The sequence below is a fragment of the Streptomyces sp. NPDC014995 genome (assembly GCF_043080745.1).
GTDB lineage: Bacteria > Actinomycetota > Actinomycetes > Streptomycetales > Streptomycetaceae > Streptomyces.
This window is the reverse complement of the sequence record NZ_JBIBVX010000025.1, coordinates 16535-34464: the sequence shown is the minus strand read 5'-3', so window position 1 is coordinate 34464 and position 17930 is coordinate 16535. Positions and strand designations below refer to the sequence as shown.

The 17930-nt window shown below is 70.9% G+C and carries 16 protein-coding genes and 2 pseudogenes; 10 read left to right on the top strand and 8 right to left on the bottom strand.

The genetic code is table 11. The features are described from left to right. The first annotated feature begins 56 nt into the window (after nt 1-56). The gene (locus ACF1A1_RS36395) at nt 57-848 is read left to right on the top strand and encodes an MBL fold metallo-hydrolase (RefSeq protein ID WP_392006030.1); all 792 of its coding nucleotides are present in this window, start codon (nt 57-59) and stop codon (nt 846-848) included. Nucleotides 849-1587: 739 nt separating this feature from the next. Beyond that, nucleotides 1588-2454, top strand: a complete 867-nt coding sequence (locus ACF1A1_RS36390) for a GyrI-like domain-containing protein (RefSeq protein WP_392006028.1) — start codon at nt 1588-1590, stop codon at nt 2452-2454. Nucleotides 2455-2555: 101 nt separating this feature from the next. Here ACF1A1_RS36390 and ACF1A1_RS36385 read toward each other — a convergent pair whose 3' ends face one another. Next, a complete protein-coding gene (locus tag ACF1A1_RS36385; RefSeq protein WP_392006026.1) occupies nt 2556-3293 on the bottom strand; it encodes a flavodoxin family protein in 738 nt (245 codons plus the stop codon). A 358-nt stretch (nt 3294-3651) separates the two neighbouring features. Between ACF1A1_RS36385 and ACF1A1_RS36380 the strand changes: the two genes are divergently transcribed. Beyond that, entirely contained in the window at nt 3652-4005 is a 354-nt protein-coding gene (locus tag ACF1A1_RS36380; protein WP_392006024.1) for a hypothetical protein, read from the top strand. A gap of 786 nt (nt 4006-4791) precedes the next feature. On the opposite strand, the gene ACF1A1_RS36375 is transcribed toward ACF1A1_RS36380, so the two are convergent. Both ACF1A1_RS36375 and ACF1A1_RS36370 read right to left on the bottom strand, forming a co-directional pair. After that, nucleotides 4792-5649: a hypothetical protein gene (locus tag ACF1A1_RS36375; protein ID WP_392006022.1), complete on the bottom strand. Its 858-nt coding sequence runs from the start codon at nt 5647-5649 to the stop codon at nt 4792-4794. A 394-nt stretch (nt 5650-6043) separates the two neighbouring features. Further along, nucleotides 6044-6721 carry a serine hydrolase gene (locus ACF1A1_RS36370; RefSeq protein ID WP_392006020.1) on the bottom strand — a complete coding sequence of 226 codons (678 nt, stop codon included), beginning with the start codon at nt 6719-6721 and terminating at the stop codon, nt 6044-6046. 978 nt (nt 6722-7699) lie between these two features. Between ACF1A1_RS36370 and ACF1A1_RS36365 the strand changes: the two genes are divergently transcribed. After that, nucleotides 7700-8170: a hypothetical protein gene (locus tag ACF1A1_RS36365; protein ID WP_392006134.1), complete on the top strand. Its 471-nt coding sequence runs from the start codon at nt 7700-7702 to the stop codon at nt 8168-8170. Between the two features lie 22 nt (nt 8171-8192). Here the strand turns inward: ACF1A1_RS36365 and ACF1A1_RS36360 are convergent. Next, nucleotides 8193-8321, bottom strand: a pseudogene (locus ACF1A1_RS36360) (DNA-binding response regulator); the annotation flags it as partial. Between the two features lie 377 nt (nt 8322-8698). Next, entirely contained in the window at nt 8699-9241 is a 543-nt protein-coding gene (locus ACF1A1_RS36355; protein WP_392006019.1) for a GNAT family N-acetyltransferase, read from the bottom strand. Nucleotides 9242-9779: 538 nt separating this feature from the next. Between ACF1A1_RS36355 and ACF1A1_RS36350 the strand changes: the two genes are divergently transcribed. The 3 genes from ACF1A1_RS36350 to ACF1A1_RS36340 are packed head-to-tail and all read left to right on the top strand — an operon-like array spanning nt 9780 to nt 11944. Further along, nucleotides 9780-10244: a hypothetical protein gene (locus ACF1A1_RS36350; protein ID WP_392006017.1), complete on the top strand. Its 465-nt coding sequence runs from the start codon at nt 9780-9782 to the stop codon at nt 10242-10244. 6 nt (nt 10245-10250) lie between these two features. Then, nucleotides 10251-11636: a hypothetical protein gene (locus ACF1A1_RS36345; protein ID WP_392006015.1), complete on the top strand. Its 1386-nt coding sequence runs from the start codon at nt 10251-10253 to the stop codon at nt 11634-11636. Continuing rightward, on the top strand, nt 11633-11944 hold the full coding sequence (locus tag ACF1A1_RS36340) for a hypothetical protein (protein WP_392006013.1): 312 nt from the start codon (nt 11633-11635) through the stop codon (nt 11942-11944). The genes ACF1A1_RS36345 and ACF1A1_RS36340 overlap by 4 nt, the downstream gene beginning before the upstream one ends. A 5-nt stretch (nt 11945-11949) precedes the next feature. On the opposite strand, the pseudogene ACF1A1_RS36335 reads toward ACF1A1_RS36340, so the two are convergent. Further along, a pseudogene (locus ACF1A1_RS36335) lies at nt 11950-12225 on the bottom strand (IclR family transcriptional regulator C-terminal domain-containing protein); the annotation flags it as partial. Between the two features lie 181 nt (nt 12226-12406). On the opposite strand from ACF1A1_RS36335, the gene tap reads away from it, so the two are divergent. Together tap and tpg are read left to right on the top strand one after the other, a co-directional pair. Then, nucleotides 12407-14737, top strand: coding sequence for a telomere-associated protein Tap (gene tap, locus ACF1A1_RS36330; protein ID WP_392006011.1), 2331 nt, complete (start codon nt 12407-12409; stop codon nt 14735-14737). A gap of 12 nt (nt 14738-14749) precedes the next feature. Next, entirely contained in the window at nt 14750-15304 is a 555-nt protein-coding gene (tpg, locus tag ACF1A1_RS36325; protein ID WP_392006009.1) for a telomere-protecting terminal protein Tpg, read from the top strand. Between the two features lie 230 nt (nt 15305-15534). Here the strand turns inward: tpg and ACF1A1_RS36320 are convergent, their stop codons facing one another. After that, complete coding sequence (locus tag ACF1A1_RS36320) at nt 15535-15660, bottom strand: hypothetical protein (protein WP_392006007.1); 126 nt, start codon at nt 15658-15660, stop codon at nt 15535-15537. A 98-nt stretch (nt 15661-15758) separates the two neighbouring features. Continuing rightward, on the bottom strand, nt 15759-16250 hold the full coding sequence (locus tag ACF1A1_RS36315) for a MarR family winged helix-turn-helix transcriptional regulator (RefSeq protein WP_392006005.1): 492 nt from the start codon (nt 16248-16250) through the stop codon (nt 15759-15761). A gap of 117 nt (nt 16251-16367) precedes the next feature. Here ACF1A1_RS36315 and ACF1A1_RS36310 point away from each other — a divergent pair, with 117 nt between their 5' ends. Beyond that, nucleotides 16368-17732, top strand: a complete 1365-nt coding sequence (locus ACF1A1_RS36310) for a pyridoxal phosphate-dependent decarboxylase family protein (RefSeq protein WP_392006003.1) — start codon at nt 16368-16370, stop codon at nt 17730-17732. The last annotated feature ends 198 nt before the right edge of the window (nt 17733-17930 follow it).

Sequence of the window (17930 nt, the reverse complement as noted above, 5' to 3'; positions counted from 1 at the left end):
ACAGGCTACGGTCACCTCACGGTTCAACCAGACCCCATCCGTGAGGAGTTTTCTCCGTGTCCTCTTCCACCGCGGCGACCGAGCAGTTCGCCGTTCGCGTCTTCGGCGGTCCGACCGCCCTTTTCGAGTACGGCGGCCTGCGCTTCCTGACCGACCCGACCTTCGACGCGCCCGGCGACTACCCGGTGCCGGGCGGCCCGGTTCTGACCAAGACCGCACCCTCCGCCGGCACCCCTGACGACCTCGGTCGTGTGGACGTGGTCCTGCTCTCCCACGACGAGCACGCGGACAACCTCGACCACTCCGGCCGGGCCCTGCTCGCCGATGTCCCGCTCACCCTCACCACCCCCGGCGGCGGCACGCGCCTGGGGGGCAGGGCCAAGGGCCTGGCCGACTGGGAGTCGGTCGAGCTGGAGCGCCCCGGCGGCGGCACGGTCACCGTGACCGGTGTTCCCGCCGTCCACGGTCCCGGCCCGCGCGAGCAGGTCGAGCGGATCACCGGCCAGGTCGTCGGCTTCGTCCTGACGGGGCAGGGCCTGCCGACCGTCTACGTCAGCGGCGACAACGCCTCCCTCGACGCGGTCAAGGAGACAGCCGCGCGCTTCGCCCCGGTGGACACCGCCCTTCTCTTCGCCGGCGCGCCCCGCTTCTCCGTCATCTACGACGGCGCCTGCGTCGTTCTCGACAGCGCCCGGACCGCCGAGGCCGCCCAGATCCTCGACGCCCGCCGGATCGTCCCCGTCCACTACGACAGCTGGGCCCACTTCACCGAAGGGCGCGACGAACTGGCGGCCGCCTTCACCGCGGCGGGCCTGTCCGACCGCCTGGACTGGGGCCGGCGCGGCTGACCGGCCACCTGCTCCCTCCTCCAAACGCCTCGAGGACCCGTGGGTCGCGACTACGCGTCCAACATCCACAAGCTCGGCGGGGCACGCCGAAAGGTCCCGGCGGGGAAGTGCGCACCCCAGATCCTGTCGGCCGCCCGGTGCGGTCTATGCCGTCCGAAGGAACCGGGTCACGGCATCCACGTAGTCCTGTGGGTGGGTCCCATGAGGGACACGGACATCCGACATGCCCACTGCTCCTTGCCTGACCGCGCCACCGCGTGCCGTGGCTGCTCTGCCATTCAGCCAGCCCATGAGCCGATGGGCATCCCGGACACCGACCGGGCTGGACCGGGCGGCCTACGACACGGTTCACCGCCGCCCGGGAACGGCGACCGGCACACCCGCGACCGCGCGCGGCAGCTCGTCGATGGGCGACTGCGGGACGGCCGGCGTGCAGGTGCCGCGAAGGAGTCCCGGCGAGTGGTGCGGCCATCCGGACCGCTGAGCCGGATGGCCTGCGGCCGGCCGGCAGCACGGTCACAACCGTTGCGTCGGCCCGGGTGGGCGGCGTGCCCGGCCCAACGCCCAACGACCAGTGGCGGCTGACTGCTCTTCATGGGAAGACGAGCCGGGCCGGACGCCGCTGCGCTCCACTCGGTGGGCTGCCGCGTGCACCCGACCTGATCGGGCACAGGATGTCGGGTCCGGCCGGATGCCGGTTGCCTAGCGTGGTGATCGCGAAAGAGGAAGGAGGCCGGGAGTGCTGGAGCGGCTCAACCAGGCCATGGAGCACATCGACACCCATCTCGACCAGTCGATCGACGTGGCAGAGCTGGCGCGGATAGCGGTCACTTCGGAGTATCACCTGCGCCGGATGTTCTCCGCACTCGCGGGCACGCCGCTGTCGGAGTACATCCGGCGCCGGCGGCTCACCGTCGCGGGTGCCGAGGTGCTTGCCGGACGTGAGTCGCTACTGGAGATCGCGGTGCGCTACGGCTACAGCTCGGGCGAGGCGTTCGCGCGGGCGTTCCGCGCCATGCACGGTGTCGGGCCGGGCGAGGCCCGGCGCACCGGCAGCACGCTCGTCTCCCAGCCCCGGTTGTCCTTCCGCCTCACCGTCGAAGGGAGCAGCAGCATGCGCTATCGCATCGTGAACCGGCCGGCCTTCACCGTCGTCGGCCTCAAGGCCCGGGTGCCACTGGTGCACACGGGGCCGAACCAGGCGATCATCGACTTCGTCCGCGGGATCGACCCGCGGACCCTGGAGCGCCTGGAGAAGCTGTCGGACCAGGAGCCGCAGGGCATCGTCGCGGTCTGCGACGACCTGGACCCCAGCCGTGCCGAGGGCACCGAACTCGACTACTACCACGGGGTGACCACGTCCGCGGCTGCCCCAGAAGGCACGACTGCACTGGCCGTCCCGGCCGGCACCTGGGTGGTCTTCACCACCTCCGGGCCGGTTCCGCAGGCCATCCAGGAACTGTGGCGGGACGTGTTCACCGAGTGGTTCCCGTCCAACCCGTACCGCAGTCGCTCCGGCCCGGAGATCCTGCGCACCCGCCTGTCACCGGACAACACCGAAGCCGACGCCGAGCTGTGGCTTCCGGTGGAACGGCAGCAGGGCTGAGAAACCTGCCGACTTCCCGCGTTCCCCGCTCGGGACCCCGGGCAAGGGGGGGCGGGAACGGCCATCGGCTGCTCCCCGCACAGGCTCGGCCGGGCTCGGCATCAGCGGTGTTCGGGGTTCTCGTAGTCGTGGCGGCAGCCGGCGTCCCAGGCGGTGCGCTGGTTGCCGTGGGCGGGGATGCCTCCGGCGTCCTTGAGCAGGCGCGCCAGGTGCAGCAGGTTCCAGGTCATGAAGGTGGTGTTGCGGTTGGTGAAGTCGTTCTCCGGGCCGCCGGAACCGGGGTCGAGGTAGGAGGGCCCGGGGCCGGCTTCACCGATCCAGCCCGCGTCGGCCTGCGGGGGGATGGTGTAGCCGAGGTGCTGGAGGCTGTACAGGACGTTCATGGCGCAGTGTTTGACGCCGTCCTCGTTCCCGGTGATCAGGCAGCCGCCGACGCGCCCGTAGTAGGCGTACTGTCCCCTGTCGTTGAGCAGGCTGGAGCAGGCGTAGAGGCGTTCGACCACCTGCTTGGTGACCGAGCTGTTGTCGCCGAGCCAGATCGGCCCGGCCAGCACGAGGATGTCAGCCGCCAGAACCTGTTCGTACAGCGCCGGCCAGACATCGCTCCGCCAGCCGTGTTCGGTCATGTCGGGCCACACTCCGGTGGCGATGTCGTGGTCGACCGCGCGTACGACGTCGACCTGGACGCCCTGCGCCTCCATGATGCGGACGCTGCGGTCGATGAGCCCCTGGGTGTTGCTGGGCTCCGGTGACCGCTTGAGCGTGCAGTTGAAGATGAGGGCGCGCAGGTCGTCGTAGCGCGCGGGCGGTGCGTCGGCGATCGGTGACTGGTCGGTCACAAGCCCTCCAGGGGTACGTGCCACCGTGCCCTCACAGTGGCGCAACGCCTCCATCGTGCTGGCGCGGCGGGCCGTCGCGGTGGCTGCGCCCCCACCGATCCCCGGCAACCACCCCGACAGCCGAACGACCCGCGCGGTCGCGGTCGCGGGCAGGTCGTAGCATCCGCAAATGCCCCCTCGCGCTCATGCATTTCGGTAAGTGGCCGAATAGGTGGCCATATTCTGGCCATTTCGGATGGCGGTGTAACGCGGCAGGGGTGTGGGACGCAGAACCGATAAGAAGCGGGTCGCGGTCCGAGGCTGAATCTCAGTGCTTGGGTGACTTGCCGACGGAACGACACCTCAGATCGGATTTCTCATGAGCAGCACTGACCCGGTTTCCGGATACCGGAACTACGACCAGCCCCCGGAGCCCGACCGCTCCCTGCGCAACCAGACCGCCGCACGGCGGACGGCCCTGGCGGTCTGCACGGTCGCCGACATCGCGGCCGGCTTGCTGGGCCTGTGGGTACTGCTCTTCCTGCTCGACGCGAACCGGGGGAACCCGTTCGTCGAGTTCGTACGCGAAACGGCGGACTGGCTGGCCTGGTGGGCACAGGATATTTTCACGATGGACACAGAGGGTCTACGAGTCGTTCTCAATTACGGGCTTCCGGCCGTCATCTATTTGCTGATCGGGCACGGGATCGCCTCCCGGATCAATCGGGCCTGACGTCGCCGGAATCGGCATAAGAGAGTTTGCCGCAAAGCGGCCGGGCGTCGGCCCGGCCGGCGGCGGGCGGAAACACGACAGCGTGAAAGGACGGCACTGTGTCACGCACCTCCAGCGGAAACCAACACCCGCCGATCTATGAGGACCTGCTACGCGAACGGGGCGACGTCGTCGCGGAAGCCCGGAAGGCGGCACAACACACGCAGCACCGGGCCGCGGAACTGCTGGGCGGACCGAGAGCGGACCAGCCGCACCCGCCAAGGGGATGACAGAGCGGGAACGGCGACCGCGGTCTCGTCACCCTTCCGGGCCCGGGCGACCGCTTCGACGGAACCGTGTCGTCGGCCAACACGCGCTGCCCTCAGGGCATTCGTACGGGAGCCCCCTGGCGCCTCCCCTTGTGCCCACGTGCACGACGCGCTGAGGGAGGGGAGGCCGGTACCCTCCGACCCGCACTCGTCTTCGGGCACCGACTCCCAGCCCCGCACCTGCGCGAAGCGGGACGACTCGGGCGGGGACGTGTCGAGCAGGTGGCCGACGGCTCCCCGGCTCACGCACAGGCCGTCGGCGACCACACGGACGGCGGGAGCCGAGCGCTTACCGGGCGGCCGGCTTTTCGCGGTGGCCGGACCGACGGGCGGCGGGGTCCGCTCCCGCCGCCCCTGAACACCCGCTGCCCCACGTCCTGTCCGGCCTTGAACCCGGCCCCGGAAGCTGAACCCGGTCAGCCCAGGCGCAGCGGAAACTGGACCCGGTCAGCCCAGGCCCAGCGGGAACTGAACCCGGTCAGCCCAGGCACAGCACGAGCAGGCAGACGTCCGTCGGCGACGTCGAGGCCGGTGCGGGACTGGTCTGCGCCGTGCCCGCATCCCTGCTGTCAGTGGGGGAGGGCGGGGTCTGCTGCTCCGCCGTATCGGTCCGGTCAGGCGCCGTCGCGTCGGAGGACGGGGGCGTGGACTGCGGCCGTGGGGCCGAGGGCGCGACCAGGCGGGGTGCCATGGCGGCGTCCGGCCGGGTGGTCTGCGGCGTCGCGTCGGGCGTGGCGGCGAGGGGCTGCTGTGCCGGGGCGTGGGTTGCCGACGGGTGTGCCCGCGCAGCCGAGCGCGACGAACGGTGATAGGAGGGTGGCGTCGACTCCGGACGGTCGCGCTCCGTCCCGCCTTCCGCCGCCGCGCCCGTGCTCCCGTCGTCCGGCCCCGTGGCGGCCTGTGCCCGGTCGGTGGAGTGCCGGTCCATCGAGGCGACGGTCAGACCACCACCCATGAGGGCGACCGCCGTCGCGACCACGGCTCGGCGCTGGTTCTTCTTCCAGCGGGCCAGCTGACGACGCCGTGCCGCTCGCCCCTGCCGCGCGACCGGCGCTCCCTCGATGTCGCCGGACGGGCCGGTGCCCGGGACATCGTTCATGCCGGCCGCGAGTTCTGCGTCGTCACGCAGGGAGCCGTCCTGCCGGGCGGACGCGACGGTGGGCTCCGGGGCGGCCGTTGCGCCGGGTGCGTCGAGCGTCGTCGCGGAGGCGGCGGCCCCGACCGGTCCGCCGGGGCCGCCGGCGATGGGCGGGGCGATGTCCGGTGCGTATGCGCCGCACCCGGGGCACACCAGAGCGCCGTTGAGATGCCGACGACATGTGGAGCAGTAGTCCATCTGCGGTCTTCCTGGTTGCCTGTGCCGTCGGCCTCCCTCGGCCGCGGCCTGGTCCCGCTCGTACAGGGGATCGAGCGGCCAGCAACGCTAACGAGGCTTTCGGAAGGCTGTGTGCAGCCTGTGTGGCACTCCTGCGCAGGTTCCGACCGGTTCGTGACGGCCGCGAACCCGCACCTTCACGAAGGTGTCGGTCCTGTGGTCATCTCCGCCCGCGCGTGACACTCCCGTCGCACATTGCGCTGGTGGGAGTGACCCGGGGGGCATGGCGCCCGTCCTCCGGGGGGAGGCATGCGGGCGCCGACGTGCAGGGGCAGGCTCGGTTTCCCCCCGTGACCGGTCTGCCCCTGCTCGTAGAACTCCGGCAGGCCGGGGCCTCCAGTCGGCGGGCGAGAGGTCAGTGGATGATCGGGGGCACGGGAGGGGGAGTGCTGCACAGGGCGTGTACGGCTGACTGCGCTGCTCGTTCCACCGTGGAGATGCCGTGGGACATGGTCCGGCTGCCGTGGGAGAGGATGACGAGGTAGAACGTGCTCCCGTGTGCTTCGACTCGCCCCATGCTGTTGATCACCCAGCGCTGAGAGTGCCGGCGGGGCAGCCAGCCGTTCTTGAGCTGCCAATGGCTGCCTGCCGCGGACACTCCCCAGTCCTGGTCGGCGTCGATCCGGCCCATGAAGGTCTGGATCAGGCGGCGTGAGGCCTCACTGAGCGGCGAGGGGGCGGCGAACACGGCGGTCAGCAGTGCCAGTTGGTCTGCCGCGGTGGTGCGGGTCAGACCCCAGTTGGGGCCTGGTCCTGCTTGGGTGGAGGTCAGCCCCAGGGTCCTGTTGGCGTCAGTGAGTCCTGGGCCGCCGCCGATATGCCGCCACAGGGCATCTGTGGAGTCGTTGTCGCTGCTCTGGATCATTGCGGCGGCGTTCCCCGTCTCCCACGGGGTGAGTGACCGTCGCTCGCGCTGGGCGCGCAGCAGCAGGGCCGCCAGGATGTTCACCTTCGCCAGGCTCGCGGTGACGTGCGCCTGTGAGCCGTACACAGCCCGCCGGCCGTTCCTGGGCTCCAGGACGGCGACCGACACCTGGGTGCCGCTCCGTGTCCGGATCGGTTCGAGGAGACGAACGAGCGCGCTGTTCACATCCGTCGGCGTCGGCGTCGACGCCGGGGCCCGCGTCCCGCGGCTGCCCGGCGGCGCTTGGGCCGGCTCGCTGTTCACCGACGTCAAAGGTGTCTGGTTCTGCGCGGGGGGGCGTCCGACCCGGTCACCGGTTCCGTGGTGACCGGCGGCGACGCAGCCCGTGAGCAGCATGCCCACTGCTGAGCATGCCAGGGCCGACTGGATCCGCTCCCGACGCGCGTGGTCCTTGTCGTGTCCGATCGGGTGGGGCGGGACGGACTCGTGCCCCGTCCCGGGGGGCGGACAGGCTGCATGATGCGGATGCGCCGGGAATCTCGGTCGCGCGAGCGGGCGGCGGAGGGAACGGAAAGGCATGCCCCCAGTCTTTTCCGGGGCGACTCACGCCGCATCCCGGGACGGGTTCCCCCTCAAGGCGCAAAACGCCCACCACGGACGTCGGCTGACGGTCCCTTGGAAACGAGACGAAGGCCGGTCGCTCCCGCCCCTGCGCGCCTGCCCCGCACCACCCTGCCGTACGACCCCGCCCCTGATCCCCGAAGCCGGGGCCGGGGCACGCCACCGCACGCCACTCTTGCCGGTGAGCGCCGTGCGGCGTTTGGGGGAGTTGGGCGACGCGGCCGTGGGTGTCGTCGACCCCTTGGGCGGCGGACCACTCACCTACCGCCGGGCAACGGCGCCCGGGCTGCGCTTCGTCCGATGAGGGGCGTTCGGTCCCAGGTCGGATTCCGCGTCGGTTCAGGGTGGCCTCGCCGGTGAGGTGGCGACTCATCAGGTCTGTCACGGCCTGGCTCCGGTGGGGTCGTCCAGTCCTCGTCTGACGATGCGTCGAGGGCTCGTCCTGGCCCCGTGGAGTGTCTACGCTTCATGGAACGGCTGTGCCGTTGCCAGCGCTCCTCGGGCTCGCGGATGAGGTGACCGGTAGTGGAAGATCGATCAGGCAGCAGTGGCCCGCACCAGGATCACCTCGCGGAACTGCGGGCCCGGGCCGATGCCGGCGACCGGAACGCCGCAGGGCGGTTGGGGGAGCTGCTGGCCAACCGCGGCGATCCGGAAGGTGCTCTGCGGGTGTGGGTCCGGGCCTACGGCGACGACTCGCCCACGACGAGGCGGTTGGCCGAACTGCTGGCCGAGGGGGGCGATCTGTCAGGCGCCGTGAAGGTGTGGAAATTCTCGGACGTGGTGTGGCAGAACCCGGCCGGTCTCCACGCCGAGTACCTGGACACCCTGGATGACGACGACCGCCTGGACGAGGACGATCCCGAGGATTGGGCCTTCATGGAGGCGGAGGAGTTGGCCCAGCTGCTGGCCGAGCGGGGTGATGAGGCCGCGATCGCGGAGTTGCGGGCCCGCGCCGACGCGGGCGACGCGGCCGCGGCGAAACGGCTGACCTGACGGGGCGTTCGTTCCCGTGATTCGCCTGCTCGGCGGCCTGGAGGCCGTCGGCGGCCTGGGCCACCACGTCGATGCCCGGGTCGCAGTCGAGGAGGTCGGCCAGGCCCAGGCGGACCAGGGCGTCATCGTCGACGATCATTGCGCGGATCATGTGCGGATGCCGTTCTCTCCGGTGGCGGCGGGGTGGGGGATGCGGGCTGCCACCCGCCAGGCGCCCGCGCCCGCCGGTCCGGCCGTGAGCCGACCACCGAGGGCGGTCACGCGTTCGCGCAGGCCGACGAGCCCCTATCCGGTGCCGACGGCGTCCGTGCGGGACGTTCCAGGAGTGTTGGTGATCTCGACCTCACTGGTCGGCGACCGGTGGTCGACGCGTACGGTCACCTCGGCTCCGTCGGCGTGCTTGCGGTCCCGCGCGGAGACGAACTCGTGCAGGCCGCCTTCCGACGACCAGTTCGTGCCGTGCTCATCCGCGCGGCCCCGAGGTCCATGCAGGCTCCGCGGCCCGCCCTTCGACCGTCGGGCGGCAGCCTAGCCCTTCGAATCCGGCTTCCAGTCCTGGACGAGGAGCCCGAGCAGCACCTCGTCCAGGAACTCGCCCATCACCCAGGCCGAGGAACGCAGCACGCCCTCACGGACGAAGCCGTTGCGCTCGGCGGAACGCAGCATCGCGGCGTTGTCCGACAGCGTCTCGATCTGAAGCCGCTGCAAGCCGCGCACGACGAAACCGTAGTGGCACAGCACCGCGACCACGTCGGTGCCGTAGCCCTTGCCGCGCGAGGACGGCAGCAGCCCCAGCCCGATGTGCGCGGACCGGTTGTGATGGTCGATGCCCCACAGCGTCGCGGTTCCGACCAGCGTCCCGCCGTCCAGCTCCACCACGGAGAACGGGACGAGCCCCTGCTCCTTGTCGTCCACCACGAGCCGAGGGTCCTTCGAACCCGGCGTGATCGGCCGCCACGGCCCACCTTCGGCCCGCGAGGAGTTGACCACGTCGTCGTAGAGCTCGGTCCGCAGGACCGGGATGTCTTCCTCGTGCCGGGCCCTCAGCCCGACCTTGTTGCCCTTCAGCATGCAGGCTTCCTATCCGACCGGGCCGGCCTGCGGCAAACGAATAGAGCCCGCTCAGTCGGTGCAACGGCGATGACGGATGGGGGCGTTGGCGACGCCGGCGAAAGCCCGGAAGCGCTCGGCTTCGCGCTCGCAGCGCCGACGCAGACGGAGACAGCCACTCAGCGCAGCCAGTCAGCCCGGACGCAGCCACCCAGCCCGGACAGGGCCACGCTGCCGACGCGTTGGCGCCTGCGGGGCCGTGTCCTCGGACGATCCCCACAACTCGTCCGGCACCGACCGCTCGACCATCCCCATGCCCGGAAGCTCCACGACCGGCACAGGCTCGTGGCTCCGCGGGCGTGCGATGAGCGTGGTGACGGATGTCCGCCTGACCCCGCCTCGTTCCCGGTGTGAAGGCAAGGCGGAGATCTCTGGCGGACGGGCCCACCGGCTCGCGTCTATCGGAGGGGGGGCGGGCCGGTCGGTCACTACAGTCTGGGGGATCATGGAACCCACGCGGCGGAACGCGCCGCGCGGAACGTCGGGGGACGAGGGATGTATGGCGTGGGACGAGTGGGAACAGCTGAAGACGCAGGCGGCGGAGCAACAATCGGCGCAGATGCGGCTCAACCAGTATCCCGCCGATGCCGGTGGAGGCGGAGGCGGAGGTCAGTCCCACCCAGGGGGTAAGGGCGATGAGCTCCGCGTCAACCACGATTCACTCAACGGGAATTCGAACTTCCTGATCGAACTGGCCGGTCTTCTCTACGAAGGACGGCCCGACGGTGACCTCTGCACGACGGCACGCGCGCCGCGCTCACACCCGGACGTCGCGGCGAAGGTCGATCGGTTCGCCCGCTTCGCGGACGACCAGTACCAGGACGTGACGTCGCTGCTCGCCGCGCTGTCCACGCGGCTCAGAGAGGCGAACGGCACGTTCGTCGCCTACGACGGCGAGGTGGCCGGCGGCATGATGAACGCCCTTCTCGAGCTGGGGCAGTACACAGCCCCGGAAGACAGGTGAGCCCCCATGGCCTACACCTATCGACAGGACGTCAGGTTCCTCGAGGACTGCAATGCCGCTCTCGTGGAGCGCAACGCCCTGGAGTTCAAGAGGCTGCGCGATCTGCTGCTCGACGTCGAGCCCGGCGCGAAGCGGGCCGCGACCCGCACCCAGTGGGTGAGTGAGAACCGCAAGCCGTACGACAACCGCCTCCGGGAGGCACGTGATCTGATCACGCACCTCGCCAACGGGTACGACAAGGCCCAGAGCGCGCTCCTGCACTACGCGTCGGCGCTCGAGACCGCCCGGTCCCACTACTCGGACGGCAAGGCGGCGGAGCAGACGTTGGCCGGCCTCATATCCCAGGTCGCGGACGCCGAGACGCGCGAGGCGCAAGAAGCCGGGCCGATGCATCAGTGGGAGGACCTGCGGGGTACGACGGGGTTCCTGGACTGGGCCGCCGAGCTCACGGTGGACATCGACGACATCAAGGACGAGGCGAACCGCGCTCACGATCAGGCCAGCGCGGCCTATCACCGCGCCAAGACGGTGGAAGAAGAGGCCCGGGACGCCTGCACGGCGGCGCTGGACGAGGCGTACAAGGTCCTCCCCGACTTCCGCGGTGGCGACTTCGTGGACGCGAAGAGCCTGATCGACGCCATTCCTGCCCTGCGAGCCGAAGCCGCAGAAGCCAGCAGCGACTCGCTCACCCGTCTCGCCGGCAGCGGACCCAAGGCGGAGTTCACCAAGGCAGTGGGGAAGGACGACGTCTCGCCGTCCCTCATGGACATCAGGATGCGCCTCACCGAGCTTCCCGAGGCCACCGATGCCTACTGGGCCGTGCCGAGGAACGCCGAGGAACGGCGCGAGTGGATCGCCGCGAACAAGGACATCATCACCGCGGCGGCGAAACGATCCGGCCTGCCGCCCGACATGGTCGCGGGCATCGCCTGGCAGGAGGTGGGCGGACAGTGGGGCTGGATGGACGACGGTGTCGACACCGTCCGTGAACTCGCCCGCGACGGCTGGTTGTCCGACACGCCGGAGAACCTGCCCTCACGGCTCGGTGGCTCGCCGGACGAGACGTCCTTCGGTCCCATCGCCATCCAGGTGAGGAGGGCCGCGGAGGTCCTGGGATACGATCCGGCGAACCTCACCGAAGGGCAACGGGACACCATCGAGGCCTCGCTCCAGGATCCCGGACAGAACATCTTCATCGCCTCCGAGTATCTGGCGATGCTCAAGGAGGAGAGCGGCTTCGCCGACGTGCCCGCGGACGAAATGACGCGCGAGCAGCGCCAGGAACTCGCCGCCCGCTACAACGGTGGCCCTTATTGGCAGGACGACAAGGCCCAGGCCTACGGCCGTGGTTTCGACAAGAATCTGGACGACGCGAGGAGTTCCCTGAAGTGACCGGCCTGCTGCGAGGGCCATGGGGAGTCGTCCTCATCCTCGCGAACCTGCTCAACGCCTACGTCGCGTACGCGGCACTTGTCACTCAGCCGCAGGGGGCCTGGGACGAACAGACGCTGACGGGCATCGAGTTCGCCTCGGCGCTGCTGATCACCCTCGGCGTCATCACCTTCCTGCTCACCCTGCTCCCCGTGCGGCGGCGGACCCTCAGCCGTTGGTGGCTGGCGCCGGCACTCGTCTTCCTGGCGGTAGGCGCCGCACGCTGGACGTACATCGTTCAGACCTATCCCCAGGGCCCCGGCGGCTGAGTCCGTCAGGGGCGGGTGTCGCGCGGTGTGTCACTGCCGGAGCGCAGTACCCGGGACAGGCCGAGGGCGGCCGTGCGTACGGCGGGAGCCGGGCGGGCGGGGCGGAAGCGGGCGCGGGGCACGGCCACGGACAGGGCGGCCACCGCTGTCGTCCCGTCGAAGACGGGCGAGGCGATGCAGTTGACGCCGAGCGCCGCCTCTTGCTCCTCGTAGGCGAGGCCGACCTGGATCTGTTCGATGGCGGTGCGCAGCCGGGCCGGGTCCGTGACCGAGTGGGGCGACGAGCTGATCGAGGAGGTGCTGGCGCAGCCACTGCCCCGGCTGACTCGGCGGCACGGTTGACGGCTGAGAGGACGACCATCCCGGTGCCGTACGCGTGCACGGGAGATTTACGCAATCCGTACGCCCTTGGTACGAGAAAAGTGCGCTTCGCGATACGGTTGGCGGTACAGGAGGTGTCCCATGTCGGAGCTGTTCGACGCGGTCGACGCGCTGATCGCGTCCAGGTCCCCGCTTCCCCCGCCGGCAGAGCGGAAGCGGCTGCGGCAGGCGCACGGCTTCACGCTGGACGAGGTGGCCGGCGCCCTGCAGGTGAGGCGCGCGACCGTCAGTGGCTGGGAGTCGGGCAAGACCGAACCGCGCCCGCCGGAACGTGAGGCGTACGCCCGGTTGCTGAACAAGCTCGCGGAGCTCTACCCCGCCGACGCCGCGGCGCCCCCCGGGAACACGACCGTTCCCGAGACGGCTGCCGACCCCGCCGCGCCCGCGCCGCCGGTCGCAGAACCGACGGAGGCCCGCACCGCATCCACAGACCCGGCCCCGCGACCCGCCGCCGCGAACACCGCGCCCCGCCGTGCCGCCGCCGGGAACACCGCACCTCGCCGTGCCGCAGCCGGGAACACCGCGCCCCGCCGTGCCGCCGCCGGGAACACCGCGCCCCGCCGTGCCGACCCTGCCGCCCCAACCGCTGTGGCGCGTCCGGCAGCCACCACCAGGCCGTCATCGACGCCACACCGTGCGGGCGCGAGGAAGGCGGCCACGAACAGCCCGGCCGCCGGCACCGGCCGGTTCGCCAACGGCCCGCTGCTCGTGATCGACGCCGACGCCGACCGCCGTGTGACCGGTTACGGCGTCGGCGGCCTGGTCCTGGACGTGCCCGCCAAGTCGCTGCCCACGCTGGTGGAGTGGACGCTGGAGGAGGCGCAGCTCGGGGCCCCGGCACTGCACGGCTCCGGCAAGGACGCCGACCCGCTGCTCGTGCTCACCCCGGCCGCGTGCGAGCGGTACGGACTCCCGGCACAGCTGTCGGAGTCCGAGCGGCTCGCCGGGCGGATCCCGGACGGCCACAAGGTCCTCAAGCAGCTCGACCGGGCGGACTGGCGGCTGACGAAGCGCGGGTTCGGGCCGTGGGCACGGATCTACCGGCCTGCCCAGGGCCGTCAGCGGCAGTGCGTCCAGCTGTGCGTCCTGTCCTGGAACGCGCTCGACACGCGCACCTGGGGCGACGCCGCGCGGCTCGAGCCGCCGGAACTCGCCAGGCTGCTCGGCACGTACGCGCAGCGGGTGATGACGCCGCGCGGCTCAACGGCCGTCACCGGCCTGGAGCTGATGACCGCGCTGAACCCGCCGACCCGCGCGAGCGAGCCGGACGAGACGGGGAAGCGGCACAAGGAACACCGGCCCGGCTCGCTGGGCGAGCACCCGATCGACTGCGCGCCGTGCGAGGCCCCCGACGGGCACCCGCTCCTCGCCGGACTGCCCCGCTTCCACCAGCGCGGCCCCGCGGAGATGCTGTTCGAGGAGGCGTACGACTGGGCGCGCGAACTCACCGATGCCGAGTGCATGCGACGCTACCTGGTCGGCATCGACGTCAACCTCGCCTTCGGCGCGGCCGCCAACGGCGCGGTCGTCGGCCTCTCCCGGCCGCCGGTACACCTCACCGACCCCGAGTTCGATCCGACGCTGCCGGGGGCGTGGCTGGTCGACCTCTCCCACGTCGACGTCTCCCACGTCCTGGTCGGCAAGCAGTGGCGGCAGCTCGACGGCACGCTGCTGCCCAACCCGTTCACGCCGACCGGCGAGCGCCCGACGGGCCCGGCCTGGTACGCGACGCCGACAGTGGCGTACGCGGTGGAACTCGGCTACGACGTCGCGCCGATCGAGGCCTGGGTGCGCCGCGAGAACGGCAGGTTCCTGGACGGCTGGTACAAGCGACTGCGCGACGCGTACGTCGACACCATGACGGACCTGGGCGTGGGCGAGAAGCTGCCCCCGGAGCAGTTCCTCCAGGCGATGGACGGCTACAAGCGGCGCGACCCGGAGATGGCGATCGTCCTGGACGCGATCAAGTCGACGGTGAAGGGCGGCATCGGCAAGTTGCGCGAGCGGGCGCGTGGCGGAGGCTGGAAGCCCGGGCAGGCGTGGCCGGCCCTGACCCGGCCGACCTGGCGGCCGGACATCCGCGCCGTCGTCATCTCCCGGGCCCGCGTCAACATGCACCGCAAGATGCTCAGCCTGGCCGCCGCCACCGGCCGGTACCCGGTGGCGATCCTGTCCGACTGCGCCGTCTACGCCGCCGACGGACCGAGCCCGCTGGACGTCCTGCCCTACAACGCCGACGGCAAGACCGTGCCCGGCAGCTTCCGCCTCGGTGTCTCGCCCGGGATGGTCAAGCACGAGGGCACCCAGACGACCCTGTGGGCCGAGGAAGTGCGCGAGAAGCACGGCCGGGTCCTCAACCTCGCCCGCTACATCAAGACGGGCGAGGTCACCGCCAAGGACGACGGAGAGTAGGGGAGCGAGTCGATGGACACGGTCGGGGACGGTCTCGACGCCGCGCTGCAGAAGGCGTTCACGCGCCCGATCCCGAAGAGCGCGGGCGCGCAGATGCGGTACCTGGTCAGGCAGCTCAAGGGCACCAGGCCGGTGGCCGAGCTGCTCGGCATCACCCAGCGCACCGTCGAGCGGTATGTGAAGGACCAGATCAGAAAGCCCCGGCCGGAGCTGGCGCAGCGCATGGAGCGCGAGGTCAGGACGCGGTGGCAGCCGCAGATCAGGGTCAAGGCCAAGCAGACCGCCGCCACCACCGGCGGCATCGTCATCGACACCCGCGCCCGGTTCGGGTACACCGCAGCGCCCGGCACCACCGACGACGCCCGGTTGCGCCACCTCACCGTGGCCCTGCCCCCGCAGTACGCCGCCCGACTCTTCGAGGCCAGGGACGCCGGGGGCACCGAGCAGCAGCTGCGGAGCATCGCGGCCGAGGCGCTGGGCGAGGTCTACTTCCGGGACAGCGGCCGCCGTGCCCACGGCCTGGAAGTCGAGTTCACCGACCTCGAACACCTCGAGTTCGACCTCTGACCCGGTCTGCTCGCCTTCCAGAACATGGGTACAGCGGTGAGACCAGCGCTCACGCAAACCCGCCGGCCGGGCCCGCCGACGCGGATGGCGTATGCCGCGGATGGCGTACGCCGCGGCCACCGCGCCCCCAGGTGTTCCCACGCGGCGTCCCGGAACTGCCTCCATCAGTGCGCACCTCGGATACCTCCCGAACACCGCGTACGTCGAGCGGTAGTGGCACGACCAGTAGCTCACATGGCGACGGTCTCGCCCTGCACCTCGACCTCGAAGGGCTCCACCGGCGCGAGCCCGGCGTCCGGCACGACCGCCAGGACGCTCCGCACGTCACCGGCAAGACGGGCCGGAAACGCCGCCACCAAAACATGGGTGACCCGGGAAGGATCCCGAGGCAGCCGCTCCGCACGAGGACGGGGAGGCGAACCTCCGGCTTCCTCGGCCGCCCGCCTCGGCGTCGTCACCCGGCGTCTTCGCGCAGGGCGCTGTTGATGTCGCCCAGTGCGCGGGTCAGCCGGGCGTAGGACTCGGCGTCCAGCGGGTCGACGAAGTACCGCTGGATCACGCGGGCGTGGACGTGGGCAGCCTGGAGGAACACCGCGTGGCCCCGCTCGGTCGGTTCGACCAGCGCCACGCGGCGGTCTTCGGGAGACGGCAGGCGGCGGACCAGGCCGGATTTCTCCATGCGGTCGATCAGACGGGTGGTGCCGCTGCTGGTGAGCGTGAGGTCGTCGGCCAGCTGCCGCTGTGAGACCTCCTCGCCCGGCTGCCGGCAGAGCCGGATGAGTACCTCCAGCATCGTGTGGCTGATGCCGCACTCCTGCCGTACCGCGCTGTCGATCCGCTGTTCCAGGCGGGTGGCGGACTTGATCAGCAGCCCGAAGTCGCGCACGAGCGGGCTGTTCGCGGCGCGGGCGGCGGCTTCGTCGTTCTCTCGGTTCACGGCGTTCACCCGACCGACTCTACTGCTGCCTCACCTACTGCCACCTCAAATGCTGATCAGTCAATTGCTGATTAGTCAACGAAGTCCTACGATGGGTCCCCGTCCCCACGAGCGAGAGGGAGAGCAGTGGACCTCCAGCACTGGCTCGGCCGAGCCACCCACGCGATACAGGACTGGGCCGACACCTTCGGCACCTACGAGCCCCACCCGTCCCTGCACGTCGACGACGACCGCTTCGCCGACGCCTTCGGGGAGTTCACCGGGAGACTCGAGGACAACTACCCCTTCTTCCACCCGCACTACGCGGGACAGATGCTCAAGCCCCCGCACCCCGCCGCGGTGGTCGGCTACCTCACCGCCATGCTGATCAATCCCAACAACCACGCCCTGGACGGCGGACCCGCCACCGCGGCGATGGAACGCGAGGCCGTCGCACAGCTCGCCACGATGTTCGGCTACGACACCCACCTCGGCCATCTCACCACCAGCGGCACCATCGCCAACCTCGAAGCCCTCTTCGTCGCCCGGGAGCTCCACCCCGGCCGGGGCGTCGCCTACAGCGCGGACGCCCACTACACCCACGGCCGCATGTGCCACGTCCTCGGCGTGAAGGGCCACCCGGTGCGCACCGACGACCGCGGCCGCCTCGACCCGCACGCCCTGGAAGACCTGCTGCGCACCGGCGACGTGGGCACCGTCGTCCTCACCGCCGGCACCACCGGACTCGGCGTCGTCGACCCCATCCACCAGGCCCTGGCACTCAAGGAGCGCTACGGCGTCCGCCTCCACGTCGACGCCGCCTACGGCGGCTTCTTCACCCTGCTCGCGGGCGCCGACGGGCCCGAGGGACTCCCCGCCGAGCCCTGGCGGGCGATCGCGCGGTGCGACTCGATCGTCGTCGACCCGCACAAGCACGGGCTCCAGCCCTACGGCTGCGGCGCCGTGCTGTTCCGCGACCCCGAGGTGGGCCGCTTCTACCTCCACGACTCGCCGTATACCTACTTCACCTCCACCGAACTCCACCTCGGTGAGATCAGCCTGGAGTGCTCACGGGCCGGCGCCTCCGCCGCCGCGCTCTGGCTCACCCTCCGGCTCCTGCCGCCCACCCCGGACGGACTCGGCCGGATCCTGGCAGCCGGGCGCCGCGCCGCGCTGGAGTGGGCGGACCTGATCACCGCATCCGACGTCCTGGAGCTCTACCAGCCGCCCGAGTTGGACATCGTCAGCTACTTCCCCGTCGTCGAACCCGCCACCCTGACCGGCACCGACGCCGCCTCCGCCCGCATCCTGGCCGAGGGCATGGCGAGCGAGAACCCGGTGTTCCTGAGCACCCTCAAGGCCGGCCGTGAGGATTTCACCGCCCGCCACCCCAAGATCACCGCGGACGCCGACGGCGCCCGGATCCTCCGCAGCGTCCTGATGAAGCCGGAATCCGAGCACCACGTCAAGCACCTGCACACCCGAGTCGAACAGATCGCCCGGTCCCGGTAAGGGAGGACCACGCGTCGTGTCCCTTCCCGGCAAGGTGAGTGGCTCCGCCGGTGCGCAGGCACGCCGAGCGGTGCAGACGGACGCCCGGCGCGCCGTGCGTATGCGCGGGCGAACGACTCATCAAGAGCCGTGACGAACTGGTAGTGACACATTCCGGTCCGCTCACCGCGTCTCTTCTGAGTGGAGGCACATGTTCCC